General features: G+C 65.2%; 20 protein-coding genes and 1 pseudogene. 11 read left to right on the top strand and 10 right to left on the bottom strand.

Going from position 1 to position 24,452, the window contains the following annotated elements:
* Nucleotides 1-66 precede the first annotated feature (66 nt).
* From V2S04_RS00105 to V2S04_RS00075, 7 genes are all read right to left on the bottom strand, one after another.
* A complete protein-coding gene (locus V2S04_RS00105) occupies nucleotides 67-906 on the bottom strand; it encodes a hypothetical protein (protein WP_413636469.1) in 840 nt (279 codons plus the stop codon).
* Nucleotides 907-950: 44 nt separating this feature from the next.
* Nucleotides 951-1,601, bottom strand: coding sequence for a hypothetical protein (locus tag V2S04_RS00100; RefSeq protein ID WP_413636468.1), 651 nt, complete (start codon nucleotides 1,599-1,601; stop codon nucleotides 951-953).
* Nucleotides 1,598-2,704 carry a hypothetical protein gene (locus tag V2S04_RS00095; RefSeq protein ID WP_413636467.1) on the bottom strand — a complete coding sequence of 369 codons (1,107 nt, stop codon included), beginning with the start codon at nucleotides 2,702-2,704 and terminating at the stop codon, nucleotides 1,598-1,600. The genes V2S04_RS00100 and V2S04_RS00095 overlap by 4 nt, the downstream gene beginning before the upstream one ends.
* 37 nt (nucleotides 2,705-2,741) lie before the next feature.
* Nucleotides 2,742-3,926: a hypothetical protein gene (locus V2S04_RS00090; RefSeq protein WP_413636466.1), complete on the bottom strand. Its 1,185-nt coding sequence runs from the start codon at nucleotides 3,924-3,926 to the stop codon at nucleotides 2,742-2,744.
* Nucleotides 3,917-4,630: a hypothetical protein gene (locus tag V2S04_RS00085; RefSeq protein WP_413636464.1), complete on the bottom strand. Its 714-nt coding sequence runs from the start codon at nucleotides 4,628-4,630 to the stop codon at nucleotides 3,917-3,919. The genes V2S04_RS00090 and V2S04_RS00085 overlap by 10 nt, the downstream gene beginning before the upstream one ends.
* 2 nt (nucleotides 4,631-4,632) lie before the next feature.
* The gene (locus V2S04_RS00080) at nucleotides 4,633-5,331 is read right to left on the bottom strand and encodes a hypothetical protein (protein ID WP_413636463.1); all 699 of its coding nucleotides are present in this window, start codon (nucleotides 5,329-5,331) and stop codon (nucleotides 4,633-4,635) included.
* Between the two features lie 95 nt (nucleotides 5,332-5,426).
* Nucleotides 5,427-6,431 (bottom strand): nuclease-related domain-containing protein, encoded by a 1,005-nt coding sequence (locus V2S04_RS00075; protein ID WP_413636462.1) that lies wholly within the window; start codon nucleotides 6,429-6,431, stop codon nucleotides 5,427-5,429.
* A 164-nt stretch (nucleotides 6,432-6,595) separates the two neighbouring features.
* Here V2S04_RS00075 and V2S04_RS00070 point away from each other — a divergent pair, with 164 nt between their 5' ends.
* Both V2S04_RS00070 and V2S04_RS00065 read left to right on the top strand, forming a co-directional pair.
* Nucleotides 6,596-7,300: a hypothetical protein gene (locus V2S04_RS00070; RefSeq protein WP_413636460.1), complete on the top strand. Its 705-nt coding sequence runs from the start codon at nucleotides 6,596-6,598 to the stop codon at nucleotides 7,298-7,300.
* 20 nt (nucleotides 7,301-7,320) lie between these two features.
* Nucleotides 7,321-8,409, top strand: coding sequence for a hypothetical protein (locus tag V2S04_RS00065; RefSeq protein WP_413636459.1), 1,089 nt, complete (start codon nucleotides 7,321-7,323; stop codon nucleotides 8,407-8,409).
* Here the strand turns inward: V2S04_RS00065 and V2S04_RS00060 are convergent.
* Nucleotides 8,406-8,807: a (deoxy)nucleoside triphosphate pyrophosphohydrolase gene (locus V2S04_RS00060; protein ID WP_413636458.1), complete on the bottom strand. Its 402-nt coding sequence runs from the start codon at nucleotides 8,805-8,807 to the stop codon at nucleotides 8,406-8,408. The two genes, V2S04_RS00065 and V2S04_RS00060, sit on opposite strands and share 4 nt — an antisense overlap.
* A 239-nt stretch (nucleotides 8,808-9,046) precedes the next feature.
* On the opposite strand from V2S04_RS00060, the gene V2S04_RS00055 reads away from it, so the two are divergent.
* From V2S04_RS00055 to V2S04_RS00040, 4 genes are read left to right on the top strand one after another with little or no spacing between them, the layout of a single operon-like run.
* Nucleotides 9,047-10,996 (top strand): type I restriction-modification system subunit M, encoded by a 1,950-nt coding sequence (locus V2S04_RS00055; protein WP_413636457.1) that lies wholly within the window; start codon nucleotides 9,047-9,049, stop codon nucleotides 10,994-10,996.
* A complete protein-coding gene (locus V2S04_RS00050) occupies nucleotides 10,993-12,219 on the top strand; it encodes a restriction endonuclease subunit S (protein WP_413636456.1) in 1,227 nt (408 codons plus the stop codon). Before V2S04_RS00055 ends, V2S04_RS00050 begins: the two co-directional genes overlap by 4 nt.
* A complete protein-coding gene (locus V2S04_RS00045) occupies nucleotides 12,216-15,338 on the top strand; it encodes a type I restriction endonuclease subunit R (RefSeq protein ID WP_413636454.1) in 3,123 nt (1,040 codons plus the stop codon). The genes V2S04_RS00050 and V2S04_RS00045 overlap by 4 nt, the downstream gene beginning before the upstream one ends.
* The gene (locus tag V2S04_RS00040; protein WP_413636453.1) at nucleotides 15,335-16,360 is read left to right on the top strand and encodes a restriction endonuclease; all 1,026 of its coding nucleotides are present in this window, start codon (nucleotides 15,335-15,337) and stop codon (nucleotides 16,358-16,360) included. The genes V2S04_RS00045 and V2S04_RS00040 overlap by 4 nt, the downstream gene beginning before the upstream one ends.
* Before the next feature lie 116 nt (nucleotides 16,361-16,476).
* Here V2S04_RS00040 and V2S04_RS00035 read toward each other — a convergent pair whose 3' ends face one another.
* Both V2S04_RS00035 and V2S04_RS00030 read right to left on the bottom strand, forming a co-directional pair.
* The gene (locus V2S04_RS00035) at nucleotides 16,477-17,544 is read right to left on the bottom strand and encodes a reverse transcriptase family protein (RefSeq protein WP_413636452.1); all 1,068 of its coding nucleotides are present in this window, start codon (nucleotides 17,542-17,544) and stop codon (nucleotides 16,477-16,479) included.
* Nucleotides 17,545-17,611: 67 nt separating this feature from the next.
* Nucleotides 17,612-18,301 carry a hypothetical protein gene (locus V2S04_RS00030; RefSeq protein WP_413636450.1) on the bottom strand — a complete coding sequence of 230 codons (690 nt, stop codon included), beginning with the start codon at nucleotides 18,299-18,301 and terminating at the stop codon, nucleotides 17,612-17,614.
* Nucleotides 18,302-18,854: 553 nt separating this feature from the next.
* Between V2S04_RS00030 and V2S04_RS00025 the strand changes: the two are divergent.
* From V2S04_RS00025 to V2S04_RS00005, 5 genes and pseudogenes are all read left to right on the top strand, one after another.
* Nucleotides 18,855-19,745, top strand: a pseudogene (locus tag V2S04_RS00025) (relaxase domain-containing protein); the annotation flags it as partial.
* 622 nt (nucleotides 19,746-20,367) lie between these two features.
* Nucleotides 20,368-21,207 carry an AAA family ATPase gene (locus tag V2S04_RS00020; RefSeq protein ID WP_413636448.1) on the top strand — a complete coding sequence of 280 codons (840 nt, stop codon included), beginning with the start codon at nucleotides 20,368-20,370 and terminating at the stop codon, nucleotides 21,205-21,207.
* A 23-nt stretch (nucleotides 21,208-21,230) separates the two neighbouring features.
* Nucleotides 21,231-21,590, top strand: a complete 360-nt coding sequence (locus V2S04_RS00015) for a hypothetical protein (RefSeq protein ID WP_413636446.1) — start codon at nucleotides 21,231-21,233, stop codon at nucleotides 21,588-21,590.
* 265 nt (nucleotides 21,591-21,855) lie between these two features.
* Entirely contained in the window at nucleotides 21,856-23,625 is a 1,770-nt protein-coding gene (locus V2S04_RS00010; RefSeq protein ID WP_413636444.1) for an AIPR family protein, read from the top strand.
* 193 nt (nucleotides 23,626-23,818) lie between these two features.
* Nucleotides 23,819-24,452: phospholipase D-like domain-containing protein (locus V2S04_RS00005; protein WP_413636442.1), on the top strand; the 634-nt coding region annotated here is incomplete at its 3' end.

Below are 24,452 nucleotides of genomic sequence, written 5' to 3'. Positions count from 1 at the left end.
AGGGGTCTGAGCGCGGAGTCAGGTTCTGGAGCCTCAGCGCAGCGCCGCCCGCGCGAGCGCGCCCGATCATTCCGATTCGGGCGCCTCACCGGGGATGAAATAGCGCACGGGCGACAGGCCGGTGCGCACGATGGCCTCGCCGCCGGCGTCGAGGAACTGATCGAACGTGGCGACGCTGAGCGTGCCCTCGGGGTCGGCGACGATCACGTTGTCGACAACGGGCAGCAGCGACGCGGTGCCCTTCGGCCAGGCGGCGAACGTGGTGGTGACCCCGGTCTCGAGCACCCGGGTCTTGGGGACGAGGAAGAGCACGTCCGGGCGCTGCAGCGCCTCGCCCTGCCGCTCGTACGCGCGCACGGCGAACAGGCGCAGCACGCGCTGGATGCGCATCTCGAGGTCGGGGAAGTGCTGCAGCCAGTCGAACCGGCCCCACTGCCGGTCGGCGAGCACCACCGGGTGCACGCTGACCAGCGGCCCGCCCGCGTCGTAGAGGCGCTCCGCGTCGTCGAGCACGCGTGCGACCGCGGCCTCGTCGTCGGCTCCGACGATCGCGACGTGGTCGCGCGCCAGCGCGAACACCACGGGCGCGCCCGCCAGGGCATCCGCCGGGATCCGGCTCGGGTCGACGAGGACGGATGCCGCGACTGCTTCGTCATCGATGAGAATCATCCCGTCGACGGCGGCGGGGACTGAGCCGGCGGATGCCACGGCATCCGCCACCACGTCGGCGAACGGGCGGGACCAGGTCTCGACCTGCCCCTGCGTGACCGCCGCTCCGGACGGATCGGTGAGCCCGACGAACAGCTCGCCGCCGACGTACTCGACGCGGGGATGCGCGTCGCCGGGGGCGGTGACCGCCAGCACGCCGAGTTCGCTGGCTGCATAGATGCGCGCCTCAGTGTCCATTCCGGAGTCTCCCCACACGTTCGTTCTCGTCCTGCCCTGCAACACTATCGGCCGGGTCCGACTGGACCTTCGTCAGCGCGCGGGGCGGGAATGCGCGCTCTACAGGCGTCGACGGCGAAGTCGACGACGTCCGCCCACTTCCATGCCAGGTTCAGGCGCGGCATCTTCTTCGCCTTCGTCGGTCGCCGATCCGACACCCAGCCGATGGGAACGATGTGCAGCGCCATCCGGAGTGTGGGAGCGCCGTCGTGCGCCCGGTGGTAGACGAGCACGATCGCCCGATCTCCGACGGCCCACCAGGCGGCCGCTGCCACGCCGGTGTGGGCCAGTTCGGCGGCGTACAGCGCCGGACCGCCTCGGCCGTCGAAGTCGACACTGAGCGGCTCACCGTACGCGTAGCGGCACGCACTGATGATGCTCTGCCCCAGCTCATGGGCGCGGGTGCGCAGCGCTTCCCGCTCGGTCTCCGCGAGGTCATCGGCGTCGGGCATCCAGAACAGCGGGACGATCCACGCGTCACCGCGCGACAGCGCCGGCACCTCGGGCGTCAGCCACCGATCGCCGGTCGCGGGCGCTGTCGACGTCAGCTGCTGCACGGCCGCGTCGACGATGGTCCCCCCAGAGGCCACCATCCGATCGCCGTGGAACGTGATCACCGCACCAATGCGCAGCGAATCCGCCGAGAGACCGCTCATGAGACAGCCGACCCCCGGCCGTCGTGCGGCCAGTCGGCCGGATCCCACCGCACGTCGATCCAGCCGGTGGCGGGGCGCGCCCGCCGCTCGGACACCCAGCTGATCGGCACCACATGCAGAGCCAGGGCGAGGTCACCGCGGTTCTCGTCTCCGGTCCAGACCAGGGTGACGCCATGCGCGTGGTCGATCTCCCACCAGGTCGCCTCGGTCGTATTCGCTTCGCGGAGCGCCGCCGTGTACGCCGCCACCTCATCGTCGCCGGTGCGGGCGAGGTCGATGCGGATTCCTCGACCGGCGCGGTACTCGCACGCGCCGTCGATCCCGTCGGCCAGCAGCCGCATGCGATGCCGCTGCTCTCTCGGATCGCCGGTCGGCGTCCCGACCTGCGCGCCCAGCGGCACGATTAGTGCATCACCGCGCGTGGCGAGCGGGAGGCTGTCGATCACAGATCCGGTGAGGAGCGCTTCGACGTTGCGGACGACGACCTCCGCATCAGCCGGGATCCGCCACATCGAATCGGACATCGCCCCACGATCGCCGCCCGCGTGCCTGAGCTGCGCTGCGAGAGCGTGCGCTGCGGCGGATGCACCGTCGCCGACGCGCGTCACCTCGGCAGGCCGAGACGCCGCGATGAGCGGATGCCATTGGCCGAACTCCGGGACGGCTTCGCGCAGGGCTCCTGTGTCGACACCGTCGACCTGGCTGAACTCGTCGTCCTCACGCGGGGTCCGCACCGTGAGCTCGAGCACCCCGTCGGTCGAGATGTCCTGCGTGACGCTGATGACGTCGACGAGCGGGATCTGCTCCTCACCCGCTGGGTAGAAACGATCGGTGACGCGTCGGCAGAACAGCATCCCATCGATCTGCTCCCACACCACCCGCCGCAGCAGCTTCTTCTGCGCGGTGTGGAACGAGACGGTGAAACGGAGCGAGTTCGACGACACGTCGAGCGTCCATGAGATGGGCTGGTCGACCGGAATCACCGTCAAGCCGCCGCCCTGCTGATATTGCTCGCGGGCCTCGTCGACGCTGAGGTAGGGATCGTCGCCGAGGGCTTCGAGACGGTAGATCTCGAGGCGCCGCGGGTAAAGGACAGAGGTCATGCTGAGACCCGCGCCGTCGGTCGTCGAGCGGGTCTCATCACGCCAGGTCGATTGTGAGGTTGTCGAGTTCGACCACCTGTTTCCAGCTCCACCGCAGGTCGAGATCGGGAATCGGGTCGGTGGCGAGGGACTCGTCGAGCCAGCTCGCGGGGACGACGTGCAGGGCGACGGCCGGCCATCCGCGCGTCCAGACCAGCGCGACGGTCGTTCCGTCGTCGAAGCGCCACCACTCCGCTCGGTCGGCCCGGGAGCTCTGCAGTGCCTGTCGGTACGAACCGGTGCTGTCCACCGGTTCGGAGGTGTCGGTGAGGTCGACCGATGTGGCTGGGCCCGCGGCGTCGACGATCGAATCACGCACGCGCGACACGAAAGTCCGTATGTCGTCGTCGTCTGCGTAAGGATTCCAGCCGCGATCGACGTCGCCCCGCCAGGTGAGAGGGATGACCTTCGCCTCACCGCGCACGAGCACGGGCACGTTCTCAGCCAGCCAGCCGTCTTCTGTCGGTTCGGTCGCCCCGGGGAGCAGCCCGTGATGCTGCACGATCAGGTCGCGGGCGTCGGAGGGCAGCAGTGCGCCGCGGTTCACGGTCGACCGGTGGAAAGGTCCGGGCGGGGCCACGTCGTCGTCGTACGTCTTCGCGGCGGCGAGGGCGACGACCTCATCCCACGACCAGTTCAGGTCGGTGGGCGGCATCTCTCCGTCGATCCATTCGATGGGGATGACGTGCACCGCCACTGCGTCGACGGGGGCGGGAAGAGAAGCGCCGTAGGTGACGAGGACGATCCTCCAGAGCGAGTCGCCAGGACCCCACCAGTCGGCGCGCCTTGCGCCGGTGCGCAGGAGCTCGGCCGCGTACGTCGGAGAGTCGACGGCCCGAGGAACGTCGAGATCGATCCCGTTCGTGTGCATCCACCGGTACTCGCTCGCAGCTTGTATCGCCGACCAGAGGGAATTCGTCTGGGCGCGCAGCTCGGCGGAATCGGCGGGCTCGGCGTCGCCTCGCCACGACACTGGAACGATGAGGGCGTCTCCTCTGCGCAGCGCGGGGACGCCGGCCGTGAGCCAGCTGTCCTCCGCCGGCAGAGCGCGCCGCTCGGTGAGCATCTCTTCGAGGGCGGCGATCACCACCTCGCCCGAGACCGGAAGAACAGCGCCTCGCTGCGTCGCTCCCGCCTGGAAGGCGAGGGGAAGTGAGGTCTGGCGCGGATGCCTCAGATCCACAGCTTGAGGTCCTCCTGCCGCCCGGGCCAGCTCACGTCGCCGCGTGTGCCGTCGCCGATCCCGGTCGCGGTCTCCGGAATATCGATGACGGCCTCAGGATCACCCGTCGGGAGATACCCGCCAGGGATCCACTGCGGATTGGCCCCGCCCTCGTTGCCATCGGGAAGGCGAAGCCCTGCGAGCTCGTGGGGAGCGAAGTGCCGGATCTCGACATCCTTCGGCAGTCCGTCTGCACCGATGTAGTAGTCCGGCTTCATACCGAGCCGCACGGCCAGCTCACGAGCGTTGCCGCCGGTCTCGTCGAGAATGCTCTGCAGCTCCGATGTCGGGAACACGAAGGTCATGTTCCCGTTTCCCGGACCGTACTTGTCGAGGTTCCCGGTGAGATAGATGCGGCTTGCCCCGTCGGCGAAGCGAGCCTTATGCGCTTCGATGTAGTCCTCGTCGAGGTACGCGGAGGGGTGCGGCCGGTTGCCGTTTCCGGCGTCGACGATCTGGTTGGGCGTCGGCCCGTCCTTGCGCCAGCCCTTCTGCAGTGCGTCGGGCACGACATCCGTGTCGTCGAGGTCTTTGATGTCGACGCCGTTGCGCTTGGTCTTGTCGCCGTGCTTGCGGAACATCTCCGCGAGCTGACGGACGTGGATCGGGGTGTCGTCGAGGGCCCTGAGCAGGGGCTCGACGGCATTCTTCAGCGGGTGTCCCATGGTCAGCCTCCCGTGATGTTCAGACCGGACAGATCGGCCATCAGCTGTGCGGTCAATGACTCGACGTCGGACGCGTGCTGCTCCATCTCGCCTTCAGCGTGCTCGAGAGCCTGCAGGTCGGCGTAAAACTCGTCGGGGTCGCCGGCGACGGCCTCGACGATGGGGGAGTCGAGGGCGGCCGAGATGACCTGGGGCAGCTCGTTGGCGAGAGGCTCGATGGCGAGGGGAAGCAGCTGGCCGAGCAGCTGCTCGACGGCGATGTCGACCGCCGCGTTGAGCAGCTTCTTCTTCAGCAGCAGCATGGGCCCGGCGCCGAGCGCGGTGACGGGGTTGGTGAGCATGCCGACGAGCGTGATCATCGTGGTGGTGACGTCGGCGATCACCTTGATCTTCAGTCCGAAGACGACGTCGGCGGCGATGTCGATGCCGCCGGGCACGGGCTGCAGCAGGCCGAGCAGCTTCTCGAGGTTCTGCGACCGGTTCGTGTTCCACGCGCTGACGTAGGCCGGGCCCGCCTGCCCGCGCATGGCCGCGGCCAGGTCGCCGTTGACCTTGCGGTCCATCTGCTGGATCTTGCTCTCGAGGTCGCCGCGGAAGTTCGAGATCATCACCCCGGCACGACGAAGCTCGTCCTCATCGATGTCGGGCCAGTCGAAGCCCAGCTTCTCCATCACCCAGATCAGCTCATTCGGCAGCATCATCCCCACAGCACAACCTCCACCGGTACAGGCTATTCGGTCGCGCGATATTCCGGCGATGGGGAGAAGGACCCATGCTCGGATGTCCGATGCCGGCGTCAGCGACCGGCGGCACCCGTGCGCGGCTCGGCCGGCGCGGCCCCGGCGCGGGCGCTCGACCGTTCACGCCGGGTCTGGATGCGGTAGTCGAGCGCCACCGGAGACACGGGGCGGTCCACCGCGAACGCGCCGGTGCGCACGATGTCGGCACCCAGCTCGATCAGCGCCTCGGTGATCTGATCGACCCGCTCGGGGGAGGACTGCTCGGGGCGGGCGGTGTGTGCCCGGCGCAACATCGAGCCGATCGTGTGCACGTCGGCGACCAGTGTGCGGGCGTTGCCCTGCACGTCGACGCCGGGGGTGACGACCGTGGCATTCGGATGCGAGTAGAACACGCACGTGTCGATGTACGGCAGGTCACCGACGCGGGGCGTCAGGTAGGCGTGCAGGCGGGAGGCGCCCACGCGCACCTGGCGAACCGGCGACGCCTGCCCCGGCTCGACCCGCAGACCGATCGTCGCGTCGTCGCGCTGGCGCAGGTGCACGGCGAATGGCGGGGTCAGCTTCTTCTCGTCGAGCAGGGCCTCGAACGGAGCAGCGAGCTCTGAGGGGCGGGTGCCGTCGAAGACCAGACCGTTCCAGTACTTGCTGTCGATGACGAGCACGGTGTTGTCTGTGACGACGACGTGGTCGATCTGTGCGCAGAACGATCGCTCTTCCGAGACGACGGCGAAGACGACGTTGGTCGCGACGATCGCATTCAACGATGCCGCCTCGCACGCCTTCACCAGCGCTTCGCGGGAGTTGAGCTCCCATCGCATCCCGCGCGCGGCGAGGTGCAGAGCGCGGTCGCGCAGCGCGTCGCTCGCCGCCTGTCCGGCGTTCAGCGCCAGCACCTGCTGGTGATGATCGGCGGTGACTGCGGCGAGGTGCTGCGCGTGCATACGCGCGTCGTCATCGCGCTGCGTTTGCCACTTCCGCCGCTGCCGGCGGTACATGACTAGCACCAGCACCAGCAGCAGAACGAGGGCCAGCCCCACACCGTACGTCGTCGTCGTGTCCACGCCCCTGAGTTAAGCAGCAAATGCCGACGTTTCCGAGCATGAGTCGACACGCGTAGATGCGCCCGGTTGCCTGCCCTCATGCTTCCCGACACTGACGTCGACACTTCTGCTGCTTCGAGCCCCCCTGGATCTCGCTGATCGTCGGTATCGCGGCATCCGTTCTCATGCTCTTCCCGTCGTGGGTGGGCGGCGGCCGGCTGCCGCTGCAGAACATGTGGCACGAGCAGACGATGCCGGAGGACATGCCGTTCTCGCTGCTGCCGCTGAGTCAGTACTACGCGCTGAGCATCTTCGTCATGCTGCTGCTCAGCGCGGTGGTCGCCGGCCTCGTCGTGCGGATGCTGCGGGCGCGCGCCTGGCCGGCGGCGCTCGGCGTGCTGTTCGTGCACGTGATCGCGACGGTGCAGAGCTTCGCCGTGCTGGCCGGTAGGCTCGGCATCGCCGACGGCTCAGCCGGATCGCGCGAGTTGCTCTACTTCGGCGGGATGCTCGGCGGCGTGCTGGCCGGGATGCTGCTGGCGCAGCTCGGATGCTGGACGGCCTCGCGCCCGGCGGTGCCGCTGCCCGCGCTGTCGGCCGTGCCGGCGCGCACCTGGCTCGGCTACACGATCGCGTCGTTCGACCCGATCTACGGCTACCCGCCCGAGGTAGGAACGGTGCTGCGCTGGGTGCCCGCGGTGATCGTCGCCGCCGCCTCCGTTCCCGCCGCTCACTCCTTGCAGACTCCGCGTTGGCGCGCGTCACTTAGCAGCCGTTCGACGACGAGCACCGCGCCGCGCCCGACCGCTGTATGGGCTGATTGTCGGAGGAAAGCTGAACTTGATCATTCCGGCAGCCGCAGTGGTAGTGGCGCGCATGGATCTCGGTAAGGGACCGATACGCTCGCGCAATGGAACCTGTAACCCCGGCGACGCTCGCGCTGGACTTCGGGGTATCACAGAAGCGTGTCCGCGACGTCCTCCGGTCGCTGTACGGCACACTCCCCGACGATGCCACGAGGTGGGTGCTTGACGATCTCCAGGCGCTCGAAGTTCGCTCCCGACTCCCGCCAGTCTCCGATGAGCCGGAGTGGGCGCTCGAGATTGGAGATCGGGTCCGTCGTCGCGCGATCCATCGCCAGTACGGTGGTCGCCACCAAGGCGGGATAACCACATCGACGAAGACGCGCGACATCTTCATCTTTACTGACCCCGCCCGCGGCGCACGATACGGGTACGACCTGCTCGAGCGGCTGCGGCCGGACGGTACGTTCGCCTACACAGGCCAGGGCCCCTCGGGAAACCAGGAGTTCATTGACGGAAACAAGGCGCTCTTAGAGTCAGCCGACGAAGGGCGCACAATCCGCCTCTTCAATGCGAAGTCGCCCTACGCCACATACGTGGGCGCCTTCACGACGGGTGATCCAGTGTGCGAGCTCCATATGATTCCCGGTGAGGACAAGGTTCTTCGGCGGGCAATTGTTTTCAACCTCGTGCCTCTCGACGCGAACCCGATCCTTCTGGCACCGAACCGCAGCCAATTGCGGATGCTCAAACCTCAGATCGGCCCCTGGAGTCCGCCGGACGCGTCGGACATGAAGCTCGTTGTCGATGGCACGCAACTCCCGCCGGGTGACCGAGTAGTGTCGCGGGTCGAATTTCAGCTGCAGGCTGACTTTGGTCGATGGCTGGAAGGCCGCGGCACCCCTGCGAGCCGCCTGCGGCTGCCCGTCGGCGGGACCATCATCGAGCCAGACATGTATGTCGAGGCCGAAGGTTGGGTGGTCGAGGCGAAGAAGTCAACCGGACGCGAGTACGTTCGTATGGCAATCGGCCAAGTGCTCGACTACGCGCACAACGCCCGAGAACTCGCTGCGGAGGTCTCTCCGATGATCCTTCTGCCTGGGCGGTCGGAGCCCGATTTGCAGGAGCTCTCTGCAGACCTTGGGATAACAGTCGCCGCGCGCGACGGCGACTCGTTTGAGCTGCTCCACCCCTAGCCGGGGGTGCCCCGCGCAACGATTATTCGCACTGCGGGAATGTCAGCCGGAGCCCAATCAAGCGATTCGAGATCTCGCGCCGGCAGCCAGCGCACGTCGGCATGCTCGGTCAGCTTGGGAGCGCCTGACTTCAACGTGCACCAGAACGTGGTCAATGTGACTTCACCGAAGTCGTAGGCGTGCGTGGTCGTCGTCAACGGCGCACCGACGTCGACCGTGCAACCGAGCTCTTCCCGAATCTCGCGCTCGAGCGCGTGCCGAGCCGTCTCCCCAGGTTCGATCTTTCCCCCCGGAAACTCCCAGCTGCCGGGCAGACTGCCGAGCGGACCTCGTTGCGCGCACAACACCGCACCATCGCGGACCACCACCGCGCCGACCACCTTGATCTGCTTGCCCACAGGCTGCCCTTCGACTGGAGATTCCGCACGCTGGTGCGGCAGGCGGGATCTGAGCCAGTGTAGATCGGCCGATCGTTCCAGCACCGCGGGTGCGGGCGTGCGCCCATATTGGGTGGTCTGCTCGTACCCGGTGGACGTAGGGGAGTCGCTGCCGACGAGCCGCGTGCGATGGGCCAGGATGGGAGAGTTCGCGGCGTCGCTGCCGCTTGTTCGTTGCCCTACAGCAGGAGTGCCCACCTGTGGTGAATCACGTCGCCTTCATCTGGAACATCGCCGAGTCCCTTCGCGGCCCGTTCAAGCCCTCGGAGTACGGGTCGGTGGTGCTGCCGTTCACGGTGCTCCGCCGTCTCGACGCCGTGCTCGCCGACACGAAGCCCGCTGTGCTGGAGGCGGCGAAGTCCATCGGGTCGCTCCCCGAGATGCTCCAGGCGATCAAGCTCCAGGAAGCATCGGGCCACCAGTTCTACAACACGTCCCCGTTCGACTTTGCCAAGCTCGTCGCCGACCCGCAGGATCTCCGCGCGAATCTGTCCTCGTACCTGGCGGGGTTCTCGTCGAACGTGCGGGACATCTTCGAACGGTTCGAGTTCGACAAGACGCTCAACAAGCTGGCCGAGAAGAACAAGCTGTTCGCGGTGACTGAGAAGTTCGCGCAAGCGGATTTCCACCCCCGCACCGTCAGCAACATCCAGATGGGCCTCGTCTTCGAGGAGCTGATCCGGTTCGCGAACGAGAAGTCGAACGAGACCGCCGGTGACCACTACACCCCGCGTGAGGTGATCGCGTTGATGGTGCAGCTGCTGTTCGCCCTCGACGACGACGCGCTCTCGAAGTCGGGCGTGGTGCGGGCGATCTACGACCCGACCGCCGGCACCGGCGGGATGCTGTCCGTCGCGGACGAGTACCTGCGAAAGATGAACCCGGGCATTCAGCTCAGCCTGTACGGGCAGGACTACAACGACCAGTCCTACGCGATCTGCAAGGCCGACATGGTCATCAAAGGGCAGGACGTCGACAACATCGCCCTCGGCGACACGCTCACGGAAGACGCCTTTGACGGTAAGAAGTTCGACTACGGCCTATCCAACCCGCCGTTCGGCGTCGACTGGAAAGACCAGCGCAGCTTTGTCGACGACGAGCACACCAAGCTCGGCTTCAACGGCCGCTTCGGACCCGGCACCCCCTCGGTGAGTGACGGGGCGATGCTGTTCCTCCTCCACCTGGTGTCGAAGATGCGCAAACCCGAAGACGGCGGCTCCCGCATGGCGATCGTCCTCAACGGGTCACCGCTGTTCTCCGGCGGCGCCGGCGGCGGCGAGTCAAACATCCGCAAATGGCTGCTCGACAACGACCTCGTCGAGGCGATCATCGGGCTGCCGAAGGACATGTTCTACAACACCGGCATCTCCACCTACATCTGGGTGCTCACCAACCGCAAAGACGAGGCCCGCAAGGGCCGGGTGCAACTCATCGACAGTCGCGAGATGTTCACCAAGCTCCGCAAAGGCCTCGGCTCCAAGCGCAACGAACTCTCCCCGAAGAACATCGAGACCATCGTCAGCCTGTATGCCGGATTCGAGGACAGCGAGTACTCGAAGATCTTCCGCAACGAGGACTTCCTCTACCGCACCATCACCGTCGAACGCCCCCTCAAACTCAACTGGCAGGCGACTCCGGACAGAATCGACACCGTGTTCGAGGCGAAGGCGGTCCAGAAGCTGAGCGAGACGGAGGCCGCGGCCCTCCGCGCCTCGCTCGACCGGCTCGGCGCCGACACGGTCTGGAAGAACCGTGCAGAGTTCCAGAAGATGCTGAAGGATGCCGCGAAAGCCGAAGGCCTCAGCCTCCCAGCCCCGCTCCTCAAGACGGTGACGACGGAGCTCGGCGAGCAGGACGACACCGCCGATACCTGCACAGACACGAAGGGCAGGCCCGAGCCGGACGCGTCACTCCGCGACACCGAGAACGTGCCCTGGGACGAGGACATCGACGCCTACGTCGCCCGCGAAGTCCTCCCCTACGCACCCGACGCCTGGGTCGACCACAGCAAGACCAAAGCAGGCGCGGAGATCCCCTTCACTCGCCAGTTCTACCAATATGTCCCGCCGCGGCCGCTCGAAGAGATCGACCGCGATCTGGAGGCGGTCATGGACCAGCTCCGGGCGATGCTCATCGAGGTCGAACGGTGAGTGCGCCCTGGCTCGGCGAGCTCCCACCGGGATGGCAGGAGATTGCACTTCGCTATCTCGCGCGTGTTGAGACAGGTTCCCGTGACACGGTCGACGCGGTGCCGGGTGGTGAGTACCCCTTCATCATTCGGTCGCAGAAGCCGCTCGAGATTGACTCCTTCTCATATGACACTGAAGCAGTCCTGACAGCTGGGGACGGAGCTGTTGGTGAGATCTTCCACCATGTCGATGGTCGATTCGAAGTCCACCAACGGGTCTACGTGATGCACGACTTTCGCGGCCTGCACGGACGGTTCTTCTTCTACTATTTCTCGTCGCAGTTCGGTCAAACGGTGGCATATGGGGGTGCGCAGTCAACCGTCGCCTCTTTGCGTCGGCCGATGTTCACCGGATTCCCTGTGGCAGTGCCGCCGCTGAAAGAGCAGCGGGCGATTGCGGACTATCTCGATCGGGAGACGGCGCAGATCGACGCGTTCATCGCGAAGAACGAGGAACTCATCGCCCTCCTCGCCGAACGCCGCGCCGCAGTCATCGCCGGAGCAGTGACCAGAGGTCTCAGCGAGAGCGTGGAGTTGAAGGACAGCGGCGTTAAGGCTCTTGGGTCAGTCCCTGTCAACTGGAAGGTCGCCCGCATACGTGATGTGGGCCGAGCGATCATCGGCCTCACCTACTCGCCGGAGGAGATCTGTGGCGAGGACGATGGTGGCACGCTTGTGCTGCGCGCCGGCAACATCCAGAATGGCGAACTTGCCTTTGAGGACTGTGTATACGTAACGAAACCGATTCCCTACGCGCTGAAGTTGCAGGAGGGTGACATCGTGATCTGCGCACGGAACGGGAGCGCGCGGCTGATTGGCAAGAATGCGATCGCAACCGGCGAAGTTGTCGGTCAGACTTGGGGTGCGTTCATGGCGGTCTTGAGAACGCCTATGAATGAGTACCTGCGCTGGGTACTCAACTCCACGATATTCACCGCAAGCCTTGGGGCCTTTTCGACGTCGACGATAAACCAGCTGACCTCATCAACGCTTCACTCGCTTCGGTTCGCTATGCCACCAATGGATGAGCAGGCGGCGATCTCGGGCTACCTTACGGAAGCAACTGCCGCGACAAACGCTGCGATCCGCGCGGCGGAGCGTGCTGTCGATCTCGCGCGCGAGCGTCGCGCCGCCCTGATCTCGGCTGCGGTGACGGGCAAGATCGACGTGGGGGTGGCTACATGACGAGCATGGCTGGGGCGCATCTGGAGTCGGTGCTGGAGGACGAGATCGCCGAGCATCTCACCGCGAACGGCTGGCAGTACTCGCCGACCGATGCCGGGTACGACCGAGAGCTCGCGCTGTTCCCCGAAGATGTGCTCGGCTGGCTCGAGGATTCGCAGCCAAACGAGCTCGCGAAGGTGGTTCGCCCCGGCGATACCGAGGCGCAGCGTGAGGCGGCGGGGCGCAGCATCCTGACTCGTCTTTCGAAGGCTCTCGACAATGATCCGTTGAAGAACGGCGGGACGATCCGGATCCTGCACGAGGGCTTCTCGATGGTGCCGCTGCATGGCGGAGCGGTGAAGTTCAAGCTGGCACAGTTCCGGCCGGCGACGACGAACAACCCCATCACGCTCGAGGCGTACGCGAAGATGCGGGTGCGGGTGATGCGTCAGGTGCATTACTCGGCGAAGCACCCGAACAAGGCGCTGGACCTGGTGCTGTTTGTCAACGGCATCCCGGTCGCGACGATCGAGCTGAAGACGGACTTCACTCAGTCGATCGGCAATGCGGTGGCGCAGTATCAGTTCGATCGGAATCCGGCGGGTGAGCCGTTGTTCGCGTTCGCGAAGCGGTCGCTGGTGCATTTCGTGGTGTCGAACTCCGAGGTGCGGATGACGACGAAGCTCGCCGGCGCCGCCACCCGGTTCCTGCCGTTCAACAAGGGCGCGGACGAGGGTGCGGGAAACCCGCTGAACCCGACCGGGTCGGCATCCGCGTATTTCTGGGAGGAGATCCTGCAGCGCGACACCTGGCTGCAGTTGCTGGGGTCGTTCGTGCACCTGCAGGTCGAGGTCGATGTCGATCCCGACACGGGCAAGAAGACCCGCTCCGAGAAGGTGCTGTTCCCCCGATATCACCAGTGGCGGGCGGTGACCCGACTGGTCGACGCGGCGCGGGCGGAGGGCCCGGGCAACCGATACTTGGTGCAGCATTCGGCGGGGTCGGGGAAGACGAACTCGATCTCGTGGCTCGCGCACCGCCTCTCGCAGCTGCACGACGACGCGAACGAGCGGGTGTTCGACACGGTCGTGGTGGTGACCGACCGGACGGTGCTGGACAAGCAGCTGCAGGACGCGATCGCGCAGTTCGAGAAGCAGGCCGGGGTGGTGCAGTCGATCACCCGGGATGCGGGTGAGCCGAAGTCGAAGCAGCTCGCCGCGGCGCTGACCGGTGGCAAGAACATCGTGATCGTGACAATCCAGTCGTTCGAGGCGCTGATCACCGCAATCCAGACTTTGCCCGAGCTGAAGAACCGCCGGTTCGCGGTCATCGCCGACGAGGCGCACTCGTCACAGACCGGGTCCACCGCGGGCGCGCTGACGAAGGTGCTGTCGCCGGCGGAGCAGGCGGCGGTGGCGGAGGGGGCGCCGATCGATTCGGACGCGTACCTGCAGTGGGCGATGGAGGTCACGGCATCCGCCCCCAACATCTCGTACTTTGCGTTCACCGCGACGCCGAAGGCGAAGACGTTGGAGTTGTTCGGGCGGATCCCTGAAGGTGGGGACCTTCCGGAGCCGTTCGATCTGTATTCGATGCAGCAGGCGATCGAGGAAGGGTTCATCCTCGATGTGCTGCAGAACTACACGCCGTACAAGGTGGCGTGGAAGCTGCAGCATCCCGATGGGGACTACGACGGTGCCGGTGAGGTCGACGAGTCGACCGCCGTGAAGGCGCTGGTGCAGTACGTCCGGTTGCATCCGACGAACATCAGCCAGAAGGCGAAGATCGTCGTCGACCACTTCCGCGCATTCGTGCAGCCACTGCTCGACGGCAAGGCGAAGGCAATGGTCGTTACTGGCTCGCGGATCGAGGCTGTGCGGTGGAAGAAGTACCTCGACAAGTACATCGCTGACAACGGGCTCCTCGGCGTGCGGTCGCTGGTGGCGTTCTCGGGCACGGTCGAGGACCCGGACGATGTCGGTGAGGGGCTGACGGAGCGCACGCAGAATCCGGGTGTGCAATCGGACCTTGCCGAGGCGTTCAAGCCGGCCACGTTCAATGTGATGATCGTGGCGGAGAAATTCCAGACCGGATTCGACCAGCCCCGCCTGGTCGCGATGTACGTCGACAAGAAGCTCGGCGGCGTGCAGGCGGTGCAGACCCTGTCGCGGCTCAACCGCACGTACCCGGGCAAGGACAAGACGTTCGTCCTCGACTTCGTCAACGACCCCGAGGACGTGCTCGAGGCCTTCAAGGTCTACTACCGCAAGGCATTCCTGACGGCGACGACCGACCCGAACCTGATCTACGACCTCGTGATGAAGCTCGACGGCGCGGGGATCTACGACATGGCCGAGGTCGCGCAGGCCTTTGATGCTGCCCTCGCGGGTGGGGTGAACGTCAACTCGAAGGTGTCGGCTGCGACCGCGCCGGCGGTGGACCGGTTCCAGAAGCGGTGGGTCGCCGCGGTCCTGGACGATGACAAGACCGAGCAGGACGACCTGCAGCTCTTCAAGGTCGACGTGGGCAACTTCGTGAAGTTCTACGACTTCATCTCCCAGGCCCGCAACCTCGAAGACACCGACCTCCCTCGACGGCACTACTTCTTCCGCCGCATCCTGCCCCAGTTGTCGACCGCGACGATCCTGGAGCCGGTCGACATCTCAGACGTGACCCTTGTCGGCTACAAGATCAGCGCGGGCGAGTCGGTGAAGCTGAACCTTGAGCAGGGGCCGGGCCTGGATCCGATCACGGCGATCGGGTCTGGTGCGATCCACGAGAAGCACCGGTCGGCGCTCGAGGAGATCATCCACAAGCTCAATGAACGTCTCGGCGACAAGTACGGCGTGGGCGTCATCGATCTGCAGATGAACCACATCGTCGGGAAGCTGGCCCTCGACGTGGAGCTCGCGAACCAGGCAGCGGTGAACAGTCCACAGCAGTTCGCTGAGTCGCCGGCGTTGCCGAAGGCGTTCACGAAGGCGTTGCTCGGCGTGCGGGACGACACACCCGCGTTCATCGACGACCTGTTCAGCGACGGGGTTCTGTACGCCGACCTGAGCAAAGCGCTGCCGGCGATGCTGTACGAGTACTTGAAGATCAAGGGAGCTTCGAGCCCCACCTTGGGAGGCGACGCATGAACATCTGGGGGGTCCACAACAACACGCTTACGACCGAGCTAGTGGACGAGGGGTTCATCAGCCTCGGCTGGGACGATCTGGGGGATCTGCGGTCCATCAGTGCAGGCCGCGAAGGTCTGAAGAATGCGCTCGCCGAGGCGGAGCCCGATGCCAAACCGCGTTCGATCGCCGGGCAGGCAGGCGTGCTTACCCGCTTTCGCGATGAGATGCGTCCGGGCGATGTCGTCGTTGCCCCCTACAAGCCCGACTCCACGATCAACCTCGGGCTCGTCGTGAGCGATTACTACTTCGAACCGACGGCAGAGACGCACAAGCACAGGCGCAAGGTCGAGTGGAAGCGCGTCGGTCTCCCTCGCACCCTCTTCTCCCAGCCTGCCTTGTACGAGATCGGTTCCGTACTAGCGGTCTTTCGCGTCCGCCGCCACCGGGACGAGTTTTTCGCTGCGCTAGACAGCCCGGAAGAGTCGTTGGACGAGCTCGCCAAGACGATCGACCTCGCGGCAGACGAGTCGGCGACCGATGACGAGGTCGATCAGCCGCGCGCATCCCGGATCGAGCGACACACCCGTGACTTCGTACTTGAGACTCTCCATAGGAAGCTGAGCCACCAGGACTTTGAGGAGTTCACAGCCGCACTGCTCCGCGCGGTTGGCTATCAAGCTCGCGTGACCCAGTACTCGCAGGACGGCGGGGTTGACGTGATCGCGCACCGCGACCCTCTTGGTGTCGAACCACCGCAGATCAAAGTCCAGTGCAAGCACCGCACGGGCACAGTCGGCGCGCCTGACGTTCAGCAGCTCATAGGTACGCAGGGTCCGGGTGAGCTTTCTTTGTTCGTGACCCTGGGGAGCTACTCGCGCGATGCCCTTGCGATCGAGCGGCAACGCCCTGGACTGCGACTCCTGTCTGGTGAGGATGTCGTCACGATGGTGCTGGAGAATTACTCCGAACTACCGGAAGCTTGGCGATCGATTATCCCGCTCACCCGGGTCCTTGTCGTTGCGGACATCGCCGAAGGCTAGGTAAACAAGCGCACGATTAGCTGGAAAGCGAGTCCGGAACTGTGACAGCGTGAATTGAGCGAGTTGACCTGCAACCCGACAGCGCGGGCTGCATGCGCCCCGCCAGGCGTTGAAGGCTACGAAGAGTAGGTGATCGTCGGACTGTAGGCGGGAGCTCGGTCAGCTGGATTATCTCGGATCCGCTCGGCCAAACGCTCGAGACTCTGGGCGCGCAGAGCGTCACTTTGCTCGCTCGGGGCCGGATAGACCAGAGCGAACGCGTCCGGGAAATTCGCGGCGGCAATATCGACCCAGGCCGGCTCGATTGCGCGCGCGTATGCGAGTTGCCCGCCCAGACGGAGCACAACACGGTCTATCTCCTGACGAGCACGAGCCGCATGCTCGACCAGTCCGTACTGCGTGATGTAGTACAGCTCCTGGCGAATCCGTCTTTTGAACGGCTTTGGCAGCCTCGGGCGATCCTGCTCAGCGATAGACAGACCTGTCACATAGAGCGGCTGACCATGCTTGAGGACACGGGTCTTGGCCTCGTTGAGCTCGTGTCCATGGCGGCCCACAAGCTCTGCCATTTGATCACGCATGTCGAAGGGGTCTGGGCCGGACAAAGCAATGTCGTCCGCATAACGAGTCACGGCAAGTCCCGCGTCATCAGCCAGCCGAGCGAGTTCGGCGTCGAAGCGCGACATCGAGACGTTGGCCATCGCGGGGCTCGTTGAAAAACCTGTCGGAAGTTTGCCAGACACGGTTACGAGGCGAGCGAGGAGATCGGCAACGGGTTGGGTGAATCCGTAGTCGACGAGACCTAGGGCGACCGCGGTGATCGACACGTGGCCAAAGAAGTCGGCCAGATCGAAGCGCTGCATGAACCCGTTGCCAACATGCGGTAGTGCGTTAGCGAACGTGGATCGTCCTCTCACGTATCCGGTCACATGCGGCGGGAAATCGGTTGCAACGCTGGTGAGCAGCGCAACGATCCTCCGGTGAACATGTTTGAGCGACTCGTCGGCCGGTACGGTGATCTGCCGAGTGCGGTGCCCACGCGTCACCTCGAATGACTGCACCGATTGACCGCGGTCAAGAGCCTGTGCCAGCAACTCAAGGAACGCGGGGTCAGCTGCTAGGTACGGGGTGAGCTGCTCCAGCGTCCGAATTCTTGAGGCCGGCGAGGTCCGGGGGCTCATCATCCCTGACTAGTAGTGGACCGTAAAATCACGAGCGCGACTCGCGCCCCAAATGCTTGCCGCCCGGACCTCATAACAACTCTATTCCCTTCCTCGCCGACTGGTGGACTCGTCGGTCGAAGTCGATTAAGTGGGCCAGGTGGACGTCTAGCCCACTGTTGATACGGTTTGCCACGAAGGGCTTGGGCTTTTCGAACAGGGCAATGCTCGCCAGCGCGAGGACGTAGTCTGCGAGCGCCAAGGCTGGCGACGCCTTAGTCCCGATTCGAGCGGCAACTGTGAGCGTTGTCCGAGCGATCGACCGCAGGTCGTCGTAAACCGTGGCGATGATCTTGGAATAGTAGCTGTCGAGGCTTGACTCGGTCTCAAAGACGAAGAGGAGCTCTTCGGTGCGGTAACGGAGGATGATGCTGCGCGCCAGCGTGTAGTACATGTTGAGAATCAAGTCCTGGTCAGCAATCTTCGCACTCCGCCGCGAGAACGCGACATGAGCGCGGAAATCCATCGATCTGAAGACGCGAACGAACTCGCCGCGGACAGTGTCGTTGTCTTCGACGTGGTGAAATCCGCGCGCGGCGAATGCGTCGCGCTTCGCCCCGTCGTCCCAGTAGAGATTGTCCGAGAGGATGTCGCCGTGCACAGCCACGACCTGCTGCTCAAGACGCTGTGCATCAGGGGTGACGACAGCGCCGACGAGGACACCTGGCGAGTCAGCATGAGTGCCCGACTCATCGAGAAACACCGTGATCACGGGCACCATGCTTTCACCGTTTACGGCGCCCGTGCGGCAGACGCTCCGCTCCGGTCTGAGCCCGCGGTGCGGCCGGCAGGCGCGTGGTGGATCCGGATTGGGGCGACGCTTGAAGTGCGCGCGACGAGCGATTCGGAAGATGGAGAGCATCAAACTCTGACGATCGAGATTCGGTAGGGCCGACGTCGGCGGCTGGCGCTTGGATCCGCCACTCGGCAATTCGGTGGAATAGACCCGAAGACGCTTCACGGCTGAGCCGCTCTGGCCATTCTGCGTCGTTCACTTCCTGCGAGCGACGCCAGGCAACGACGGATCCGACACAATGAGGACGGCACGGCTCCCCACCCTCATCACGCCCCCGTCGACGCGAGACGCACCTGCGCAAACCCCTTCCCCGGCCAGACCTCCGAGACGAGACGAACGACGGCGCAGGACGATCGACACAAGACGATGCACGCAGGCACCTCGGGTGATGGACACCCTTTAGAAGCACTCCCCCACACATACCTGCACACCAGAAAAATACCTGGATGAGGTATAAAACGCATCCTATCCTGGCGGCATGCGAGGCGGCCTTGAGCGATGGAAGCGAGGGGTCGAATCCCGAGGGGTTCGACAGGCGATCGGCTACGCGCTTGAGGGCACATGCGATGCTCACCTGCACCACTCCCCCGGCGTTGACGCGCTCGAAGCGTACAGCGCAGCATCCGCTCAAACCGTCTCGCGATTCATTGTCGCGAGCGGCAGGATCGGCAGCGACGAGCTCACCGCCGGCGGCCTTCGTGTCTGGCTCACCGGACACGACCCGATCACCGGGGAAGAGCGCGGCCATCAGCGGCTGAGCCCTGGCGCCGACCTGCTGCTCGACGGAACGCTCAACCACCCGAAGTCGTACAGCATCGCTGCGCTGCTGCATCCCGAGCTCGCCGCCGAGTTTGAAGCTCTGCAGGACCGGTTGCGTGACCGCATCCTGCTCACGTGGCAGACGGAGCTCAACGCACGGCGCGGGCACGGAGGTCTCATCCGCGAGGAGATCGCCCGCATCGAGGTCGTCGAACTGCAGCATCGGCGCTCGCGCGCGCTCGACCCGCACATCCACCGTCACCTCTGGCTGAACATCAAGGTGCTCGGCGTGGACGGCAAGTGGTCGAACCTCGACTCGCGCGCCGCGATGAAGCTGCACACCGTCGTCAACGCCGAGGGCGAGCTCGCCGCGCGCACCGATCCCGTCTGGATCGCCGCGCTCGCCCGGCACGGGTACACGCTCGACGAGACTGGCGAGATCGCCGAACTCGCCGGCGCCGTCCGACCCGTCGCGCGCCGGTCAGCGCAAATCGAAGGCAACCGCGCGCGGCTGATCGCGGAGTGGTCGGCGGCGCACGGAGGATCTGCGCCGAGCGTGGAGGTGCTGCAGCAGATCGATCGACGCGCGTGGGCGGTGTCGCGTCCGAACAAGCCGGCAGATCTCGATGAGAGGTCGTGGGAGGCGCGCGTCCGCGACGAGATCGCAGCGATCGATCCGAGTCTGGTCACCCCGCGCGCACCCATCCCCGTTGCTGCGGCAGACCCGCATGCCGTCGATCTGGATCTGCTCGCGGCATGGGCGATCGTCGACGCGGACGAGCGATCCACATCATGCGGCGGGCGGTTCAGCATCTTCGACATCCGCGCCGGTGCAATACGCGCGCTCTCGCGCACGGGCGTTGTTGCGGAGCGCGACCGGCTCGATGGCGTGATCGCCGAGATCACTGAGCGTGTCAGGGGTTCCGTCTATCGGCTCGTTGCGGAGCCGCCGGCGCACGTCAAGGCGTTCATGGCGACCGAGACCGTGCGCGCCAAGGTGCGTCTCGCCGGCCGCTTGGACGTGCTCGCCCGGCCGGGGCGCTCGCTGCTGCCCGGCGAGTTGCGCCGGTTCGCGCCGAACGAGGATCTCTCGAAACTGGATGCGTCGCAAAGCGTTGCCACGTGCGCCATCGCCGGCACGGACGGGCTCGTGACGGTGACCGGCCCCGCCGGCGCGGGCAAGACGACGATGCTGCGCTGCGTTCGCGGCGCTAGCGTCGCAACGGCGGCGGATGCTCGTCGTTGCTCCCACGCGGAAGGCGGCGTCGGTGGCGTCTCGAGAGGTCGGGGCCGCAGCATCCAGCATTCATGCCCTGCTTTCGGATCACGGCTACCGATGGGGCAGCGACGAGGCCGGCGCGAAGGTGTGGACCAGGCTTCGAGTGGGAGAAGTCGATCCCACCACGGGCGCCGTCTACGGCGGACCAAAGCAGTACGTTTTGCGTTCTCGCGATCGGATCGTGGTCGACGAAGCCGGCATGGTCGACCTGCAGACGGCGAACGGCCTCGTCGAGCTCGCGATCGAGCAGGGCGTCGGGCTGGCGTTCGTGAGTGACACGCATCAGGCGTTGCCGGTCGGACATGCGGGCGCGATGGGTTCTGCAATCCGGCACGCGAACGCTGCGGTCGAGCTCGACACGGTGCACCGGTTCCGGAATCCCGACTACGCGGCGCTCACGCTGCGGCTGCGGGATGCGAGTGATCGCGAGCGTGCGCTGGTGGTTGCGGGCGAGCTTGCCGACCACGGTCACATCGACCGGGTCGATCATCACGACGCAGCGCGTGAGCGGATGATCGACGCGTACTTCGAGTGGCACGCGCGCGGTAAGCGGGTGACGTTGGTATCCGGCACGAATGCTGAGGCGGATGCGATCAACGACGCCATCCAGCAGCGGCGAGTCGATCAGGGCGAGGTCGACGCCCGAGTCCTCGCGCGGGGAATGGAGCAACAGCGCATCCTTGTCGGCGACGCCGTGCAGACCCGTCGCAACGACCGGCTTACGGGGGTCGAGAACGCGCGCAGTGGATCGTGCGCGGGATCCGCGACGAGTACGTGTCTCTTGTCTCCGTGAGCGACAGCGGCGAGGTGGCGCGTGTGTCCACCGATTACGCGCGCGAGCACCTGCAGCTCGCCTACGCGTCCACCGTGCATGGCGTGCAGGGCGACACCGCCGATGCGTCGATCGTCGGGCCGGATGTGGATGCCGCGGGCCTCTACGTCGGCCTCACGCGCGGACGGATGCACAACGTCGCGATCGTCGTCGCGCCGACGGATGCAGCGGCCCGCGAATGCCTCGCCGAGTCGATGCAGCGCGGCACTCCGGAGTTGACGATGCAGGATGCTGTGCGTGCGGCCGAGGCGGAGATGCGTCGCGCGGCGCGGAACCGCGAGGCGGTGATGGCTACGGGGCCGGTGGTTGGGGCGCCGAGTGCGGGCCGCGGAATCGGGATGTAGCGGCGTTCGATACGAGGGTCGCTCAGCGGGCAGGCTTCGGACCGGCTAATCGGGCGGGTCGGATGCGGCATGAAAGGTGCTCGCGACATCCCCTCACCTGACTCGATAAAGCAGGGGTCACCGTGCGCTCCGCGGCCGCGCGCAACTCGCGTTGATGGTCGGCATTCAGGACGGCCGATACTTCACCGCGCAACGGGACGTCACCGTCAACCGCGAAGTCGCGAGACGGCATACTGGGTGAAGCTCATCGAACGAAAGGCCAATCGTGTCGAATTTCCTGACAGTGGTTAAGGCAGAGATGGAGGCTCGTATTGCCGAGGCCACTCCCCCCGTAGCGCGCAGCCGAGTGTTCGACGCACTGGCGAGCGAAGTCGTCCTCCAGCATCTGGACCTTTCGGCTGATGAAATCGAGGCTGGATTGACCGATGGCGGGGGCGATGGCGGGATCGACGCAGCTTATGTGTTCCTCAACCAAGAACTCGTGACAGAGGAGCATGAGGTTCTTCAAGACGACTTTGCTCCGGGATCTTCATATCGAGGTGCCTCACTCTCTCTATGGATCGTGCAGGCGAAGGAGGAAAAGTCATTCAAGTCGGGCACCCTGGTGACCGTTGCGGATGGCGTTCGAGATCTCCTTGACCTCGAGAAGAGCCGCGCCGACTTGGAAAAGGACGGCTATTCATCGATCGTCCTTGACCGGATCTTCGAGTTTCGCGACGCAGTCGTGGCGCTGAGGCGGGTTCATCCCGAAACGAGCGTCCACTTTGCCTACGTAACCCAGGGAGACACTTCCGACATCGCCAAGGCCGTGGTGACAAAGACGAGCGCTCTGGACAAGCTCATCCAACGGGACCTGCAGATCGGCTCCTTCACGTCACAGATGATCGGAGCGGAAGAGATATGGGATGCATTGAAGCAGACTCCGAATTACGGGTCGGAACTCCGTGTCGTCGAGTCCTTCGCCCATGAGACACAGGGCGGCGACCGTAGCTACGTCTGCTTGGTCACTCTGAAGGACTACCTAGCGTTCATCCGAGAGGAAGGAAGTGGGGCTTACCGCGACTACCTTTTCGATGGGAACGTTCGACACCATGAGGGCTCTAGCGTGAGTGTGAATAGGGAGATCAGCCAGGGGCTTGCTGATAGTGATGCCCCCGAGTTCTGGTGGCTGAACAATGGCGTCACGGTCATCTGTTCGACAGCTTCGTCGCAGGGTAAGACCTTCGCTCTCGACGATGTCCAGATCGTCAACGGGCTCCAAACCTCTCGCACGATATTCGACTCACTCCGCGACGCGAAGAGCGATGATCCTGTACTCGCGCGAAACGTGTTGGTCCGAATCATCGAGTCGGATGATCCCGCGACCATCAACAGGGTCATCCGTGCAACGAACCGCCAGACGCCCGTTCGCGAGGAGAGTCTTCGAGCTACCGATGAGGTGCAGCTCCTCATTGACCGTCACATGCTCACGGAAGGGCTCTTCTACGACCGACGCCGGAACTACTACAAGAACATCGGTAAGCCTCGCGCGAAGATCGTTGGCGTAAGGGCCCTGACCCAAGCCATGCTGGCGATCACACTCGGACGCCCCGACGACGCGCGGGCGCGCCCGGGAGACTACCTGAGTGAGGACAAGCAGTACGCCACCGTCTTCAGTCCGTACGTCAAGCTCGAGATATATCCCTGGGCGTTTCGCGCTCAGAAACTGGTGGACGGGCTGCTCGCAGTGTCGGACGGCATGACAACGAGCGAGAAGAATGACTCGCGCTTCTTGGTCGCCGCCGACGTCGTGAGACGCAAGCTCGGGTATGCCCCATCCTCGGCAGATCAAGTTCTAGCGCTGGGGGCTGTCGAAGACGTCGTCACCGCGGAGCAAGTCGAAGTATCGCTGACCGAGCTTCGGAAGGCTTTCGCAAGGGAGATGAAGAAGACCGGCTCTGCCCGCGACCGCTTGGCTAAAAGCAAACCCTTCGCGACGAAGTTCCTTGGTCGCAAGAATCCGATCAAGGCTTCGGGACAAGAGGCTGCACAGTAGGCGCCGCTTGACTCTGAGGCACAAATCGTTGAGGTGAGCAACCACCCCGCCGCCGGGACTGCTCTCGAACCCGTGGGCGCTGCGCGCACAGTTGACCTGCAATCTGTTGGCACGAATCGGCCCGCGACGCTGGCGATGCCTGGATACGGATCGGACCGGCACGAGGTGTTGGCGGTCCGCTACCGTTACAGCCGTGACGAGTCTGCTGACGATTGCCGAACCCGAACTGACGAACGCGCTCCGAGCGGCTTCGGATCGGGTCCGCCTCGCGAGCCCTTTCATCAGCATCCGGATCGCAAAGCAACTCGCCGACATTGCAAGCGCCTCCACCGCCACTTGGTCGCTAATCACACGGCTGGATGCGTCGGCGGCCGCTGGTGGCTACCTCTCCACAGATGGACTGCGCGCCCTCATGGACGCGGGCGTCGTTGTGCGGCACGCACGCCGCCTCCACGCGAAGGCGTACTTCGCCGACGAGACCTTTGGCATGATCGGCTCGGCGAACTTGACAAGCCCTGGCCTCGGCGCGTCGGCCGACCCGAACCTTGAGCTGTCCCTTCGGCTGCGCCCAGAGGATGCGCTTGCTGCACGGACTCGACTGGACGAGTGGTGGAACACGTCTACTGCGGTGTCACGCCAGGACATCGACGACCTCGACAGGCGGGCACGCGACCTGCCACGCGCCATCGCCGTCCAGTTGTCGCCCGAGCTCGATGGAGCTGACGAGGATATCTCACAGCTCGCGAATCTCGTCAGCGACGCTCGCGAGAGGAACCTCTGGGTGAAGGCTCAATACGGTCAGCCGAACTACGACCAGTGGCGCAGCG

This window comes from Microbacterium sp. OR21 (assembly GCF_047306785.1).
GTDB classification, from domain to species: domain Bacteria; phylum Actinomycetota; class Actinomycetes; order Actinomycetales; family Microbacteriaceae; genus Microbacterium; species Microbacterium esteraromaticum_E.
The sequence above is the reverse complement of the archived record's forward strand: the minus strand, read 5'-3'. Positions and strand labels throughout refer to the sequence as shown.

Coding starts and splice junctions, on each gene's coding strand:
- V2S04_RS00105 (WP_413636469.1), bottom strand. CDS start 906: ATGGACACTGAGGCGCGCATCTATGCAGCCAGCGAACTCGGCGTGCTG.
- V2S04_RS00100 (WP_413636468.1), bottom strand. CDS start 1,601: ATGAGCGGTCTCTCGGCGGATTCGCTGCGCATTGGTGCGGTGATCACG.
- V2S04_RS00095 (WP_413636467.1), bottom strand. CDS start 2,704: ATGACCTCTGTCCTTTACCCGCGGCGCCTCGAGATCTACCGTCTCGAA.
- V2S04_RS00085 (WP_413636464.1), bottom strand. CDS start 4,630: ATGGGACACCCGCTGAAGAATGCCGTCGAGCCCCTGCTCAGGGCCCTC.
- V2S04_RS00080 (WP_413636463.1), bottom strand. CDS start 5,331: ATGATGCTGCCGAATGAGCTGATCTGGGTGATGGAGAAGCTGGGCTTC.
- V2S04_RS00070 (WP_413636460.1), top strand. CDS start 6,596: ATGCTCTTCCCGTCGTGGGTGGGCGGCGGCCGGCTGCCGCTGCAGAAC.
- V2S04_RS00065 (WP_413636459.1), top strand. CDS start 7,321: ATGGAACCTGTAACCCCGGCGACGCTCGCGCTGGACTTCGGGGTATCA.
- V2S04_RS00045 (WP_413636454.1), top strand. CDS start 12,216: ATGACGAGCATGGCTGGGGCGCATCTGGAGTCGGTGCTGGAGGACGAG.
- V2S04_RS00040 (WP_413636453.1), top strand. CDS start 15,335: ATGAACATCTGGGGGGTCCACAACAACACGCTTACGACCGAGCTAGTG.
- V2S04_RS00035 (WP_413636452.1), bottom strand. CDS start 17,544: ATGATGAGCCCCCGGACCTCGCCGGCCTCAAGAATTCGGACGCTGGAG.
- V2S04_RS00030 (WP_413636450.1), bottom strand. CDS start 18,301: ATGGTGCCCGTGATCACGGTGTTTCTCGATGAGTCGGGCACTCATGCT.
- V2S04_RS00020 (WP_413636448.1), top strand. CDS start 20,368: ATGCTCGTCGTTGCTCCCACGCGGAAGGCGGCGTCGGTGGCGTCTCGA.